17 protein-coding genes and 1 pseudogene are annotated in these 13788 nt (G+C 41.7%); 8 read left to right on the top strand and 10 right to left on the bottom strand.

What is annotated here, in order from left to right; genetic code table 11:
* Positions 1–51: 51 nt before the first annotated feature.
* The gene (lsrR, locus tag LGZ98_RS21415) at positions 52–1017 is read right to left on the bottom strand and encodes a transcriptional regulator LsrR (protein ID WP_113041785.1); all 966 of its coding nucleotides are present in this window, start codon (positions 1015–1017) and stop codon (positions 52–54) included.
* 392 nt (positions 1018–1409) lie between these two features.
* Between lsrR and lsrA the strand changes: the two genes are divergently transcribed.
* From lsrA to lsrG, 6 genes are all read left to right on the top strand, one after another.
* Entirely contained in the window at positions 1410–2945 is a 1536-nt protein-coding gene (lsrA, locus tag LGZ98_RS21410) for an autoinducer 2 ABC transporter ATP-binding protein LsrA (protein ID WP_113041784.1), read from the top strand.
* Positions 2939–3940 (top strand): autoinducer 2 ABC transporter permease LsrC, encoded by a 1002-nt coding sequence (gene lsrC / locus LGZ98_RS21405; RefSeq protein WP_113041783.1) that lies wholly within the window; start codon positions 2939–2941, stop codon positions 3938–3940. Before lsrA ends, lsrC begins: the two co-directional genes overlap by 7 nt.
* A complete protein-coding gene (gene lsrD, locus LGZ98_RS21400) occupies positions 3940–4941 on the top strand; it encodes an autoinducer 2 ABC transporter permease LsrD (RefSeq protein WP_262978557.1) in 1002 nt (333 codons plus the stop codon). The genes lsrC and lsrD overlap by 1 nt, the downstream gene beginning before the upstream one ends.
* Positions 4942–5003: 62 nt before the next feature.
* Positions 5004–6023, top strand: coding sequence for an autoinducer 2 ABC transporter substrate-binding protein LsrB (gene lsrB / locus LGZ98_RS21395; protein ID WP_113025809.1), 1020 nt, complete (start codon positions 5004–5006; stop codon positions 6021–6023).
* Between the two features lie 68 nt (positions 6024–6091).
* Positions 6092–6967, top strand: coding sequence for a 3-hydroxy-5-phosphonooxypentane-2,4-dione thiolase (gene lsrF, locus LGZ98_RS21390; RefSeq protein WP_262978556.1), 876 nt, complete (start codon positions 6092–6094; stop codon positions 6965–6967).
* Positions 6968–6978: 11 nt separating this feature from the next.
* Entirely contained in the window at positions 6979–7278 is a 300-nt protein-coding gene (lsrG, locus tag LGZ98_RS21385) for a (4S)-4-hydroxy-5-phosphonooxypentane-2,3-dione isomerase (protein WP_165578497.1), read from the top strand.
* Between the two features lie 317 nt (positions 7279–7595).
* Here lsrG and LGZ98_RS21380 read toward each other — a convergent pair whose 3' ends face one another.
* Genes LGZ98_RS21380 through LGZ98_RS21370 form a run of 3 tightly spaced genes read right to left on the bottom strand, consistent with a single transcriptional unit; the run spans position 7596 to position 8487 of the window.
* The gene (locus LGZ98_RS21380; protein WP_113041779.1) at positions 7596–8000 is read right to left on the bottom strand and encodes a type II toxin-antitoxin system YafO family toxin; all 405 of its coding nucleotides are present in this window, start codon (positions 7998–8000) and stop codon (positions 7596–7598) included.
* Positions 8001–8002: 2 nt separating this feature from the next.
* A complete protein-coding gene (locus LGZ98_RS21375) occupies positions 8003–8182 on the bottom strand; it encodes a hypothetical protein (RefSeq protein ID WP_113041778.1) in 180 nt (59 codons plus the stop codon).
* Positions 8173–8487 carry an antitoxin of toxin-antitoxin stability system gene (locus LGZ98_RS21370; RefSeq protein ID WP_113041777.1) on the bottom strand — a complete coding sequence of 105 codons (315 nt, stop codon included), beginning with the start codon at positions 8485–8487 and terminating at the stop codon, positions 8173–8175. The genes LGZ98_RS21375 and LGZ98_RS21370 overlap by 10 nt, the downstream gene beginning before the upstream one ends.
* A gap of 686 nt (positions 8488–9173) precedes the next feature.
* Between LGZ98_RS21370 and LGZ98_RS21365 the strand changes: the two genes are divergently transcribed.
* A complete protein-coding gene (locus LGZ98_RS21365) occupies positions 9174–9653 on the top strand; it encodes an Hcp family type VI secretion system effector (RefSeq protein WP_113041776.1) in 480 nt (159 codons plus the stop codon).
* Positions 9654–9851: 198 nt separating this feature from the next.
* On the opposite strand, the gene LGZ98_RS21360 is transcribed toward LGZ98_RS21365, so the two are convergent.
* The 5 genes from LGZ98_RS21360 to LGZ98_RS21340 form a co-directional block, all read right to left on the bottom strand.
* A complete protein-coding gene (locus LGZ98_RS21360) occupies positions 9852–10061 on the bottom strand; it encodes a hypothetical protein (RefSeq protein ID WP_262978555.1) in 210 nt (69 codons plus the stop codon).
* Between the two features lie 141 nt (positions 10062–10202).
* A complete protein-coding gene (locus LGZ98_RS21355) occupies positions 10203–10562 on the bottom strand; it encodes a hypothetical protein (RefSeq protein ID WP_113041774.1) in 360 nt (119 codons plus the stop codon).
* Complete coding sequence (locus tag LGZ98_RS21350) at positions 10555–10914, bottom strand: hypothetical protein (RefSeq protein ID WP_113041773.1); 360 nt, start codon at positions 10912–10914, stop codon at positions 10555–10557. Before LGZ98_RS21350 ends, LGZ98_RS21355 begins: the two co-directional genes overlap by 8 nt.
* The gene (locus tag LGZ98_RS21345) at positions 10907–11686 is read right to left on the bottom strand and encodes a DUF4225 domain-containing protein (protein WP_113041772.1); all 780 of its coding nucleotides are present in this window, start codon (positions 11684–11686) and stop codon (positions 10907–10909) included. Before LGZ98_RS21345 ends, LGZ98_RS21350 begins: the two co-directional genes overlap by 8 nt.
* Positions 11687–12317: 631 nt before the next feature.
* On the bottom strand, positions 12318–12479 hold the full coding sequence (locus tag LGZ98_RS21340; RefSeq protein ID WP_158536523.1) for a hypothetical protein: 162 nt from the start codon (positions 12477–12479) through the stop codon (positions 12318–12320).
* Between LGZ98_RS21340 and LGZ98_RS21335 the strand changes: the two are divergent.
* Positions 12424–12768, top strand: a pseudogene (locus LGZ98_RS21335) (helix-turn-helix domain-containing protein); the annotation flags it as partial. The gene LGZ98_RS21340 and the pseudogene LGZ98_RS21335 sit on opposite strands and share 56 nt — an antisense overlap.
* Positions 12769–12910: 142 nt before the next feature.
* Here the strand turns inward: LGZ98_RS21335 and yfcD are convergent.
* Positions 12911–13486: an NUDIX hydrolase YfcD gene (gene yfcD, locus LGZ98_RS21330; RefSeq protein WP_113041771.1), complete on the bottom strand. Its 576-nt coding sequence runs from the start codon at positions 13484–13486 to the stop codon at positions 12911–12913.
* Between the last annotated feature and the right edge of the window lie 302 nt (positions 13487–13788).

Below are 13788 nucleotides of genomic sequence, written 5' to 3'. Positions count from 1 at the left end.
CTTTACCTCAAATTTTTTCTGCTTATTTCACGGATAGAGTAAATACAGGGTTCAGCGCAGCAAATCCAGCATCGCTCTGGCAGTCTGTTCTTCCGTCACCAGCCCATTGATATATTGACCATTCAGCGCAGCAATAATGGCTTCCGCTTTCTCTTCCCCTCCCGCAACGCCAATCACTGTCGGGATGGTTTTCAGTTCTGGCATGGAGATACCAATCAGCTCCTGATGAATTTGCATATCCTCCACCAGCTCACCATCAACGCGCATAAAATAGCCAAGGATATCGCCCACAGCGCCTTTCCGACCAAACATTAGCTGTTCACCATCACTGATATAGCCAGAACGCATAATTGTCGCCTGCTGTTTCTGATTAACTGCGCCAATACCAACGATAGCAATATCAGCCGCACAAGCCGCTAGCAAAACATCTCGGACACTGCTCTCCTGACGAAATGTTTCAGCAACCTGAGCAGTGGAAGCACGTAATGGGGCGGGGATAATACTGATTGAACAGGCTGCATCCAGTTGACCAATACCGGTCATGTAAGGACCGACGCCACCGGATAATGTGACTAGCCTAATTTGTTGTGATGAGATAAAACCACTTAAATGTTGCAATGTGCACATGGTAGTTTCACCAAATCCCACAGCCAATAATTGCTGCGGTTCAATCAATGCCATCAGCAAATGTGCCGCGCCAACCCCCAATCTGGCATTAAGATTCATATTTGCCAGCGCAGGCAAAACGCGTACCTGTTTCAAAGAGAAATGTTTTTGCAGGGTATCTTCCAGTGCCAAACACCCCTCGTAACGAGAGTTAATTTGTACCCGAATGACGCCTGATTGCCGCCCTTTCTCCAGTAATCTGGAAACTTTTAACCGGCTTAAACCAAGCAAATCGCCGATGTCACCTTGTGTCAGGCCATCGTGATAGTAAAACCATGCAATACGCGCAAGCAGCTCTTCTTCACTCATGCTATTACCCGGATAGGTGTCCTCAGACGATATACCCGTCATCTTTCAAGTTGCCTCTTTGTTGGCTGCACTCTCTCACCCCGGTCACATAGTTCCCTATGCTCCCGGGGATTCGTTCCCTTGCCGTCGCGATGCATCTTGAAATCCATAGGGTCTATATTTTTCTCTTTAGCTGATTTTTCTTTCACTGATTTTATCGACATAACCACTTTCTTTTATCCGCGCTCAACAGATAACCATTAAAACGTATAACACGCCAGAGTTTTACCGCAAAAATTTGAACACAATTCAATGAATATATAAATTTTTCACAAAATGTGATTTAAATATTGCCAATCTCATAATTTAACAGCTACCATGTTGAACAATTGTTTTTTAAATAGATAAATGTTCATTTTGTTTGCCTCCGCACCTGCATGTAAGAGGATGCCGCGATGTTACATAACAACACCGCAGTACCACCGCTATTAGAAGTCAGTGGCATCAGTAAGCAATTTTCCGGCGTAATGGTACTGAAACATATTGATTTTACTCTGTTTCCAGGGCAGATACAGGCTCTGTTAGGGGGTAATGGTGCGGGCAAATCAACACTGATGAAGATTATTGCTGGTCTCGAACAGCCGGATAAAGGCACGCTCAAGATTAGCGGTCATCATGTTAGCCATCTTAATCCCACTAAAGCCCACCAATTCGGTATTTATCTGATACCACAAGAACCACTGTTATTTCCGAATTTGTCTGTACAGGAAAACATCCTGTTTCGTTTGCCAAAGCATCAGGTAGATAAGTCTAAAATGAAACAGCTACTGGCATTACTTGGCTGTCAATTAGATCTACATGTCAGTGCTGGCAGCCTTAATGTTGCCGATCAACAACTGGTCGAAATTATGCGTGGCCTGATGCGTAATTCGAAAATCTTAATCCTTGATGAACCTACCGCCTCCCTAACACCAGTAGAAACCGAACGCTTATTTGCCCAGCTCCGTGAGCTACAACAGCAAGGTGTCGGCATCATTTTTATTTCCCACAAAATCCCTGAAATTTACCAACTAGCAGATCAGGTCAGTGTCATGCGTGACGGCACTATTGCCTTAAGTGGCAAAATCCGCGATTACACAACGGATGACATTATTCAGGCTATTACACCGGCCGCAAAAGATCAGCCATTAAATGGCACCCCAAAATTGGGTCTGGATCTTAGCAATAACCAGCACCAGACAGTACCTGATCGACCAATACTGACAGTCACCAAGCTAAGCGGTGAGGGTTTCAGCAATATCTCATTCTCAGTGAAACCGGGTGAAATTCTTGGTTTGGCCGGGGTTGTTGGTGCTGGCCGTACAGAACTGGCTGAAACACTTTATGGCCTGCGCCCTGCGGTATCCGGCGAAATTAAGTTAAAACAACATACTGTTAATGGGCTAAAAACGGCTCAACGTCTGGCCCAAGGTTTGGTTTATTTGCCGGAAGATCGACAGTCATCAGGATTATTTCTGGATTCATCACTCGGCTGGAATATCTGCTCACTAACCCACAACCGCAATACATTCTGGATACGCCCTGCCTATGATACAGCGGTACTTGAACGCTATTGCCAAATCCTAAATATCAAATTCAGCCATATCAACCAACCAATTAAAACGCTGTCCGGTGGTAATCAACAAAAAATTCTGATTGCTAAATGTCTGGAAGCTCACCCCGCCGTCCTGATTATTGATGAACCTACACGTGGTGTGGATGTCGCGGCACGCAATGATATTTACCAACTGATTCGTCATATCGCCCAACAGCAAGTGGCCATTATTTTTATTTCATCGGATCTGGATGAAGTGGTTCGAATCGCTGATCGGGTATTAGTCATGCATCAGGGAGAAATCAATGGCGAGCTAACTAAGCAACAGATGGATGTTGACACCATTATGCATATCGCTTTCGGCGAACATAAACCACAACAGGCGACATCATGTTGAAACTTATCCAGAATAACCGCGAAATTACCGCATTGATTGCCATTCTCTGCCTGTTTGGCTTACTCAGTGTTATCGACCACCAGTACTTTAGCTTACAAACTGTCACCCTCGTTTTTAGCAGTGCGCAGATCCTTATCTTGCTTGCAATGGGGGCAACACTGGTCATGCTGACTCGCAATATTGATGTCTCTGTCGGCTCGATTGCTGGCTTATGCGCGGTCATTATGGGAATGTCACTGAATGCCGGCTTTAGCCTGTCCGTTTCCTGCCTGTTGACTCTTCTGCTCGGCATGTGTGCCGGATTCTTCAATGGTGCGCTGGTCACCTGGTTGAAAATTCCCGCGATCGTTACCACCCTCGGCACGTTGGGGCTTTACCGTGGGCTGATGTTATTGCTTACTGACGGTAAATGGATCGAAGGCTTACCAAACGAATTAAAGCGCCTTTCCGCACCTTTATGGCTCAATATCTCACCTATCGGTTGGCTGTTAATGATCCTGATATTAGCAATGGCGTGGATACTAGCAAAAACCCCATTTGGCCGAAGCTTTTACGCCACAGGAGACAACCTGCAAGGTGCTCGTCAACTGGGCGTTCGTACAGATAGCATTCAAATTATCGCCTTCTCCGTGAATGGTGTCATGGCAGCACTGGCCGGAATTGTTTTTGCTTCCCAAATTGGTTTTATCCCAAATCAGACCGGCAGTGGGCTGGAAATGAGAGCTATCGCCGCTTGTGTGCTAGGCGGCGTCAGTCTGCTTGGCGGCACCGGTACAGTGATCGGCGCTATTTTAGGCGCATTTTTCCTGACGCAGATAAACAGCGGATTAGTACTGCTAAAACTCCCTGCCTGGTGGAACGATTTTATTGCCGGATTTGTTCTGCTGGCGGTGTTGATTTTTGATGGACGCCTTCGTTGTGCCATCGAAAAAAATATCCGCCAACAAAAATATGCCCGTTTCCTCAAAAATGACAAAAGTAATCAGGTGACATAATGAATATCGGTCAACGTTATGGCTGGGAATTGGCCTTAGCCGCATTACTGATTATTGAAATACTGCTGTTTGGCATAGCAAACCCGCGCATGCTGGATATCAATATATTGTTGCTGAGTACCAGTGATTTTATCTGTATCGGGATTGTGGCCTTGCCACTGACTATGGTTATTGTCAGTGGGGGTATCGATATTTCATTTGGCTCAACCATTGGTCTGTGCGCGATATCACTCGGAGTAATGAATCAGGCCGGTATTCCAATGGCCGCCGCTATTCCTTTGACACTACTGGTCGGTGCAATATGTGGAATAATCAATGCGGCACTCATTTTATATACCGGCATTAACCCACTGGTTATCACACTCGGTACCTTATATCTGTTCGGTGGCAGTGCCCTGCTGCTTTCCGGCATCTCCGGTGCAACCGGTTACGAAGGTATTGGTGGCTTTCCACCCGCATTGACTGATTTTGCCAATTTGACTTTGTTTGGCCTACCGATGCCATTGATGCTATTTCTACTCTGTGTCCTTATTTGCTGGCTGTTCATGCATCGTACCCACAGTGGACGCAATATTTTTCTGATTGGACAAAGCAGTAAAGTTGCCCGTTACGCGGCAATTCCTGTTGCCCGAACCCTATATCTTCTCTATTCCCTGACCGGCATAGCTTCTGCTATTGCCGCCATTGTATTAGTTTCTTATTTTGGATCAGCGCGCTCCGACCTTGGCGCGTCATTTCTGATGCCAGCCATCACCGCGGTAGTATTGGGCGGAGCCAATATTTACGGGGGTTCAGGTTCAATTATCGGTACCGCGCTGGCTATATTATTAATTGGTTATTTACAACAGGGGTTACAAATGGCCGGCGTCCCCAGTCAGGTATCCAGTGCCCTTGCCGGTGCCCTGTTAATTATTGCCGTGGTAGGACGTTCCATCAGCTTGCACCACCACCAAATCCGTGACTGGATACAACGATGGCGAAATCAGAGATTGTCTTCATAAACCTACAGATTGAATTTTATGACATTACAGTCCCTCTGAAACCCAACAATATGGAGAGAGTAATGAAAACCCTAATCCTGAAAAAACTGGCTCTAATTAGCCTGTTAAGTCTGGCTTGCGCCTCTTGGGTACACGCCGCCGAAAGAATCGCTTTCATCCCTAAACTGGTCGGTGTCGGCTTTTTTACCAGTGGCGGCCAAGGTGCGGTAGCCGCCGGGAAAGCCTTGGGTGTCAATGTGACCTATGATGGGCCAACTGAACCCAGTGTTGCCGGGCAAGTTCAGCTTATCAACAACTTTGTGAACCAAGGCTATAACGCTATTGTGGTCTCTGCGGTTTCACCGGATGGCCTGTGCCCCGCGTTGAAACGCGCCATGCAACGGGGAGTGAAAATCCTGACTTGGGATTCAGACACTTCACCGGAATGCCGTTCAATTTATATTAACCAAGGAACACCAAACCAACTGGGCGGAATGCTGGTGGATATGGCTGCCAATCAGGTGCAAAAAAAGCAAGCCAAGGTCGCGTTTTTCTACTCCAGCCCAACGGTCACTGACCAGAACCAATGGGTAAAAGAAGCTAAAGATAAAATTGCCGCGGAACATCCAGGTTGGGAGATTGTTACCACCCAGTTTGGTTATAACGATGCAACCAAATCCTTACAAACCGCAGAAGGGATCTTAAAAGCCTGGAGTGATCTGGACGCCATTATTGCCCCGGATGCCAATGCCCTGCCAGCCGCGGCACAAGCAGCAGAAAATCTGAAACGACAAGATGTTGCAATCGTGGGTTTCAGCACCCCCAATGTCATGCGCCCTTATGTTGAACGCGGAACCGTCAAGCAATTCGGGCTATGGGATGTGGTTAATCAAGGCAAAATTTCAATCCATGTCGCCAATGAATTACTCAAGAAAGGTGATTTAAATGTCGGTGATAAACTAGATATTCCCGATATTGGCATGGTTGAAGTTGTACCAAACCGCGTTCAGGGTTACCGCTATGAAGCTAAAGGAAACGGTATTGTTGTTCTGCCTGAACGGGTCATTTTCACCAAAGACAATATCAATCAATACGATTTCTAATACGACTGTCCAGCAATCTCTACCATGCAGGGTTGCTGGACCAATGTAAGTGAGTTAGGAGAAAAAAAATGGCAGATTTAGATGATATTAAAGATGGTAAAGATTTTGGTATTGATATCCCGCAGAAGAACAGCCTGTTTGAACTGAAAGGCTGCGGAGCGCTGGATTGGGGAATGCAATCACGACTTTCACGCATTTTTAATCCCAAAACCAATCGAACGGTGATGTTGGCTTTCGACCACGGTTATTTTCAGGGGCCAACAACCGGGCTTGAACGCATCGATATCAATATTGCTCCGCTGTTTCCCCATACCGATGTCTTGATGTGTACCCGCGGTATTCTGCGTAGTCAGGTTCCACCCGCGACCAACAAACCCGTGGTCTTGCGGGCTTCCGGTGCCAACTCGATTCTGACGGAGCTGTCCAATGAGGCGGTCGCGGTTGCGATGGAAGATGCTTTGCGCCTGAATGTCTGTGCAGTAGCCGCTCAGGTCTATATCGGCTCTGAATATGAGCATCAATCAATTAAGAATATTATCAAATTAGTCGATCAGGGAATGCGTTACGGTATGCCAACAATGGCAGTCACCGGCGTTGGGAAAGATATGGTTCGGGATCAGCGCTATTTTTCTCTGGCGACGCGCATTGCGGCCGAGATGGGCGCACAAATCATTAAAACTTATTATGTCGATACTGGCTTTGAGCGTATTGCCAGCGGATGTCCGGTTCCTATTGTGATTGCCGGTGGTAAAAAGTTACCAGAAAAAGAAGCTCTGGAGATGTGTTACCAGGCTATTGATCAAGGGGCTGCCGGTGTTGATATGGGACGTAATATTTTCCAATCCGAAGCACCGGTTGCCATGTTAAAAGCGGTTCAAGCAATCGTACACCAGAATGAGAATGCCAGCAAAGCTTACGAGTTATTTTTAAGTGAAAAACAATAAGGAGAATCGAGATGCACGTAACTTTGGTTGAAATTAATGTTAAGCAAGACAAATTAGACGAATTTATTGAAGTTTTTCGCCTCAATCATCTGGGATCAATTAAAGAAGCAGGCAATTTACGTTTTGATGTATTACGGGATGAAAATATCCCTACCCGCTTTTATATTTATGAAGCCTATGTTGATGAAAACGCGGCTAACACACACAAGCAAACCCCTCATTATCTGAAATGTGTTGAACAACTTGAATCTCTGATATCTGAGCCAAGGAAAAAGAGATCGTTTATTGGTGTGATGCCAGAAATAAAATAAATATACCCGTTATCTTTCAAGTTGCCTCTTTGTTGGCTACACTCACCCCGGTCACATAGTTATCTATGCTGCCGGGGATTCTCCCCCTTGCCGTCGCGATCCATCTTGAAATCCATTGGGTATAAAACGCTTCAATATAACGATAAAATACAACTTCGTTTAAATCACTAAATTATCCGGGACAGAATATTCTGCCCGAGGGTTTTGTTCTCGTATCACTCTTAATATTTCACAACCAAGAACAACATTGCTTCCATTAGGTATATCAGTAAAATCAATCAACAATAAATTCATATAAAGATTGAAGATCAACAAAATTAAAATCTTTCCCTAAAGCGCTCGGCAATCTTTTCAAGCTCGTCCATTAACTCAATGTCTCTATCAGTTCCCACTATGTCATTAGGTTCATTGTGATTCCAGTGCTTAATAATCGCAATTAACAAATAGGTATTTTGGTCAAAGAACCCAAAACAGTAAACTAGAACATAACCGCTCGTTCGTCTAAATTGCACCAACTTGAGTGAAAAACCACTTTCTCTGTAATGCAAGTGTTGCAACTCAAGGTAAGAACGGTTATTCGTGAACTTATAGGGAACATCCCGACCAAAGGTAATGGGCAAACCTTTTCCTTCTTTGTAGGCTTTGAAGTCATCAACCAAGGCTTTGGTTTTCTGTTCACCCAAAGCATCTTTCAAATTACTGTATGTAAATATTCTTACCACCGTTAATTTCCCTTTTTCTTGATCAGCGACTCCGCCATTTTATCTGCAACTTTTTTCATCTCACTTTCATTAAGGTGAAAATTGCCGGTAGCTGAAAGTACTCCTTGTTCATCAAACTCGCAAATCACTAATGGCTTGCCTTGCCCCCTCTTTGAAGAAATTTGTATGCTTTTTATGACCATTCTTCGTAGTCTCCAGTGGAGCCGTGTTTGAGTTTCGTTGCCATCTCAGTAGCAATCTGATTCATATCCAAACCTTCACCAGTAAAATTAGCTGGAATGTTTTTTAACTCAGTTGTCCCTCGTTGAGCAAACTCAACAAAATTAATAATCTCTTCATACATATGTGCAGGTACAGCATAGAACTGGATCTGATTGTTTGATGAAACAGCAATAGCATCTCCTTGTGCTTCCGCCAAGGCAGCGCCAGGATTGGATTTGAACTTGCTTATCGGTATGGTGTAACCACACATAACCTTCTGTAACATATAGAATACCTCCACTTTACACTGCCATATATAGTTCCAAATTCAGCTCTAAGTATAGAGCTATATTTGGAGACTACCAACATTTTGTTGGTTGTAGACAACAACCTATCAGCGTCTAGCGAGCAATCCGCTCCTACACTTTTTAGTTACCGTTTACTCTGAATATACATACATATTAATTAAACACTCGCCTATAGTGCAGTTATTAGTCCTGATGAATCATTATAAAGCAGCCATATATTGCCGTTTGCAAAATGAATTTATTGACTTACAGAATGCTTACAACAAACTTTATCTTCCAAGAATAACGCTGCATTCTTCCTGTCTATTAATAAAATCAACCAACAATAATTCCCAACAGAATCTCTCAAAGTCAAAATCTGTATTACTGAATGTCGTGTTAATAATACCGATATCGCCAATAAACAATTGCTTTAAAACCAACCAAAAAGATTGACTTTTAATCAAATTTCGCTATTTTTGAGGAATGGAAAGAGCCTTGATTAGCATTCTCCTCTTTGATACTAACTTAGGATATTTCAAAATGCTCTCCAAACAGGCAAGCATACTTATGTTTTACCTTCTTGGCAGCATGGCGAAAGTTAGAAGAAAAAGAGACGAGTCTGACAACCAAACTACTTTCTTATCTACATCATTCATACCAATGACATAGGAGTACATATATTTTGGCTGACTTAATCTATCTGACAATAAAAGGGAAAAATCAGGGACTAATCTCTGCGGGTTGTTCATCAATTGACTCGATTGGTAATAAATGCCAAGTTAACCATCAAGATGAAATTCTAGTTTACGGTTTGAGCCACTCAATGTTACGTAAGAAAAACGTTAAACATCAACCGGTGATAATTAGAAAACCCATTGATAAATCAACGCCTCTGTTAGGTGTTGCAATTTCCAATAATGAAGTAATGGATTGTTTTATTAACCATTATCGGACAAGTTTAAATGGAGGATTAGAATTATATTTTAATTTAAAGCTAATCGGAGCTCAAATATTGGAATACAGTGTACTCCATCCTAACTCTTTAGAAAATAATGACCAGCAACCTCAAGAAACTCTATCGTTAATATATAAAAGTATAACGTGGAACCATATTATCGCAGGGACCGGCGGTTATAGTATATGGGAAGATACGGTATATTAACTTCCAATAAGATACCACCTCCCAAACGGGAGGTATTTATACCCGTCATCTTTCAAGCTGCCTCTTTGTTGGCTGCACTCGTTCACCCCAGTCACATAGTTATCTATGCTCCCGGGGATTCACTCCCTTGCCGTCGCGATGCATCTTGAAATCCATAAGGTATAGATAAACTTCACTCTATAATCCATTAAATAAATATCAATTCTTTTCTTTTTCTTTTTCTTTTTCTTTTTCTTTTTCTTCACTATAAGGTTTACCCATAGTAAGAAGACAAGAATATGCAATTGCAAAAAACAAAGCACCAAACCGGATTGATCTATAATCATAAATACTAAAATAATGTGGAAATATATATACCAGTACACCACCATTTACAGCAATATTATGCTGAACAGTATTAACAACCACAAAAAATAACAGTAAAAAGCACCGTTCGAATATAACCCCTTACATATTCCATCAACTTAAAAAGTACAATAAGCACGAAAATAGATAATTGCGTAATAAATAATTACAAAAAAGACATTATAATAGGATAACGTCACATCATCATTCATTTTTTTTACCATTATTTCCGCTTTGCTTTTCTTCCTCCTCACTATAAGATTTACTCACAGGCATTAGAAAACAATATGCAATCAGAAAAAACAAAGCACCAAACCGGATTGATCTATAATCATAAATACTAAAATAATGTGGGAATATATATATCAGAATACCACCATTTGCCAAAATATTATATTGAACAGCATTAACAATCAAAAGAAAAATAGAAAAAATCACCTCTCGGATATGGGTCTTTAAATACCCCCTTAGCTTAAGAAGTATAATAAACATGAAAATAGAAGTTGCGTAATAAATAATTACAAAAAAGACATTGTAATAGGATAACGTCACATCATCATTCATTTTTTTCACCATTATTTCCACTTTGCTTTTCTCTTTCCTCACGATAAAATTTGCTCACAGGCATCAGACAGCAATATACAATAAAGAAAAACAAAGCACCAAACCGGATTGATCTATAATCGTAAATACTAAAATAATGTGGGAATATATATATCAGAACACCGCCATTTAATAAAATATTATATTGGATAACAGTAAAAACCAAAATAATAACAGTAAAAACAACCGCTTGAATATAAATTTTTACGTACCCCCTAAACTTAAAAAGTACAATAAACACGAAAATAGACATTGCGTAATAAATAATTACAAAAAAGACATTGTAATAGGATAACGTCACGTCATTATTCATTTTTTTCACCATTAGAAATCGAATAAATACCAAAACTAGTCACAAGATCACCAGTAATCTCAGCAAGCAAAGGTATTTTCCCCATCTCCTGCCACCCTCTGATGTAATCAGTTTTTATATACCGAAATAAACGAAACGTTCCGGGCCTCACAATAGATCTTGCCATTCCGTACCCAGACAACGCCAGATCTACATAGCCGTAAACTCTATCACCATCAGCTCCACTATAACCAAGCGTTTTAGCTGCATCACGATAAACATCCCTTACCGGACCTGAAACCTCTTTCCTTAATAACAGGTAATACCCATTCTCATAAACATTATTTCCTCCCTGTATCAGTAGAGGTACACCAAAACCGGCACAAGCTGCGCCAAGAGAGGCCACACACACGCCAAGACCAGCAAAGATTTGAGAACCACCGCTAACAAAACCAATTCCTTTCAAAGTTAAATTGATTGTTTCATCCTCTTCTTCTTTTTTTTCTTTTTGAACAATCATATATATCTGGCTATCATTCATTAACAGGTCAAATTCCTGTCTCTTTAGGTTATCTATTTCATCTTGCAGGATTGCAATACCACCATCAACAGATAAGCAATTTGTACCTATCTCATGATTAACCGTTCTGATGAGTTCATTTATTTCAAAAAGGAAACGACTTCCGCTTCTAACATCAGAAAGATATCTAAAATTAAGCCTGGATGATATCTCATGTAATTCTTTAATTTTGAGATCTAAATAATGCCAACTCTGTCTTGATGAAAATACCATGTTAAACCTCTATAACTCGTTAATTTTGACTCATGCGATCCCCAAACAATGTGATAACCATTCCATGATCCTGTCCAAAAGAACATTGTAAGCCCTTAACCTTAGAATGCTGATTCTAAACTCCAATGGATAACCGTTATATAAAAAGGTCCTCATCCACGGCTGAATCAGATAGCTATGATTTGGTCCCACATGATCCTAATTCCTGACAATACCTATTAAGGCACTCCAATATCGAGAAATACTTTTCCATAGCGAATACCCAAATTATCTGGGCCATACAATATCTTTCACTACTTCTACCAAACCCATTAAATCACAACAATAGAACAACAAACAGTCTTTTTTCCCCGAATATTCTATTTCCTAAACACTAACCATTATTCAAACCTAATTTTTCTCTAAACGCTATCTATTATTCAAACCTAACCATTCCCTGCTATATGCTATTATTTTCTTCCTTACACGATTAGAGTTTCATTTGAAATAACATTTTCCACATCGGCTTAATGCCAAAATCAATAATATCAGTCAGGCAATGTCTCTTATGCTCAGGCATAGTGCTCTCAATTGGAGGATACAATGCACAATGATAAAACTGACGCCTACGTCAAACGATTCAATCAGGTATTTAATTATACCCGTCATCTTTCAAGTTGCCTCTTTGTTGGCTGCGCTCACTCACCCCGGTCACATAGTTATCTATGCTCCCGGGGCTTCGCTCCCTTGCCGCCGCGATGCATCTTGAAATCCATAGGGTATATATTGAGCGCCATTTGGATGAGCCGCTCACATTGGAACAACTGAGTGAGGTAGCGAATTTTTCGCGTTATCACTTTCACCGACAGTTTGCCAATTACTGCGGTATACCGGTAGGACGCTATATCCAATTAATGCGATTAAAGCGTGCTTCCTACCGTTTGGCATTCAATCCGCTAGAAAAAATCATCGATATTGCGTTGGACGCAGGTTTTCAAAACCCGGAATCATTCAGCCGGGCCTTCAAACAGTCATTTGGTCTGACACCAAGCCAGTTCCGTAAACAACCGGCTTGGATAAATTGGTATCAGCGCATTCCTAAGCACATATTTTACGGCACGTTATTAACAGTTTGCCCAAAACCTCGAAAGAACGGTGCGGTCGTATTAGAGGATGGCCGCCAGCCATCCTCCAACATTTCATCAATAAGAACGTACAACCTCATTAATTTTTACTCAGATTAATTTAGATAACTCTTTTTGGACTATTCGCATTTTTTTTATAAACAATAATTTCATCAAAATCGTTATTACGTGTCAGCCACAGAGAAAGTGCTTTCAGCGAATCAGGGGTAAATTCATCACAGCGAGCGGTTATCTCCTCCGGTGTCAACCAGCATACATCATCAATTTCCGCTTCCTGTAAAGCAAACGGACCATGACTGATGCAACTGAATAATGCGCCACAAATACGGCAATCCTCTGCTTCATAATAAAAACTACCATGTTCTGCAAAAGGCACACCGGCAATACCCAACTCTTCTTCTGCTTCGCGCCGGGCAGAATCCAGCATATTTTCACCCGCCATCACAACACCACCTGCGGTCGCGTCCAACTTTCCCGGATAAAAATCTTTAGTTACTGTACGATGTTGAACCAAAATCTTTCCCATACCGTTGTGAACGACAATATAAGTCGCACGGTGTCGTAAACATTGGGCACGCATTTGCCGACGCGTAGCCTGAGCAATGACTTCATTATTTTCATTAACGATATCAATCCACTCAACACTCGCTACATTCTCTTGATTCTCTTGTTCCATCTTCAAAAACCTTTTTTATTAGCAGAAAATTGCAAATCTACAAGATGTTTATTTTAATCAAAACAACCAAATCGATAGGGACTCTACGAAGTTATTCGTTTCGGACAACTCATGCAACCTTTTCGCTAAACTTGAAATAAAACTGCAACGAAACTGTAGTCCGATAAGATTTTTACGGGTCATGATAACAGGGTTAATGGCTTTATCTTATCAACCCTGCAAATTAGAAAAGAGAATCTCAACCATCATCCGCCCAATATTCCTCATTATGGCGGCATTATTTTCTAGCGATCTATTGTTTG

This window comes from Photorhabdus kayaii (genome assembly GCF_025384895.1).
Lineage (GTDB): Bacteria > Pseudomonadota > Gammaproteobacteria > Enterobacterales > Enterobacteriaceae > Photorhabdus > Photorhabdus kayaii.
Note: the sequence above shows the minus strand (reverse complement) of the source record. Positions and strands in the feature narration are given on the sequence as shown.

Excerpts from the sequence above, each read along its gene's own strand:
- yfcD (WP_113041771.1), bottom strand. The coding sequence starts at position 13,486 with ATGGAACAAGAGAATCAAGAGAATGTAGCGAGTGTTGAGTGGATTGAT.
- lsrA (WP_113041784.1), top strand. The coding sequence starts at position 1,410 with ATGTTACATAACAACACCGCAGTACCACCGCTATTAGAAGTCAGTGGC.
- lsrG (WP_165578497.1), top strand. The coding sequence starts at position 6,979 with ATGCACGTAACTTTGGTTGAAATTAATGTTAAGCAAGACAAATTAGAC.
- lsrB (WP_113025809.1), top strand. The coding sequence starts at position 5,004 with ATGAAAACCCTAATCCTGAAAAAACTGGCTCTAATTAGCCTGTTAAGT.
- LGZ98_RS21370 (WP_113041777.1), bottom strand. The coding sequence starts at position 8,487 with ATGTTACAGAAGGTTATGTGTGGTTACACCATACCGATAAGCAAGTTC.
- LGZ98_RS21345 (WP_113041772.1), bottom strand. The coding sequence starts at position 11,686 with ATGGTATTTTCATCAAGACAGAGTTGGCATTATTTAGATCTCAAAATT.
- LGZ98_RS21350 (WP_113041773.1), bottom strand. The coding sequence starts at position 10,914 with ATGAATAATGACGTGACGTTATCCTATTACAATGTCTTTTTTGTAATT.
- LGZ98_RS21355 (WP_113041774.1), bottom strand. The coding sequence starts at position 10,562 with ATGAATGATGATGTGACGTTATCCTATTACAATGTCTTTTTTGTAATT.
- lsrR (WP_113041785.1), bottom strand. The coding sequence starts at position 1,017 with ATGACGGGTATATCGTCTGAGGACACCTATCCGGGTAATAGCATGAGT.
- lsrC (WP_113041783.1), top strand. The coding sequence starts at position 2,939 with ATGTTGAAACTTATCCAGAATAACCGCGAAATTACCGCATTGATTGCC.
- lsrF (WP_262978556.1), top strand. The coding sequence starts at position 6,092 with ATGGCAGATTTAGATGATATTAAAGATGGTAAAGATTTTGGTATTGAT.
- lsrD (WP_262978557.1), top strand. The coding sequence starts at position 3,940 with ATGAATATCGGTCAACGTTATGGCTGGGAATTGGCCTTAGCCGCATTA.
- LGZ98_RS21375 (WP_113041778.1), bottom strand. The coding sequence starts at position 8,182 with ATGGTCATAAAAAGCATACAAATTTCTTCAAAGAGGGGGCAAGGCAAG.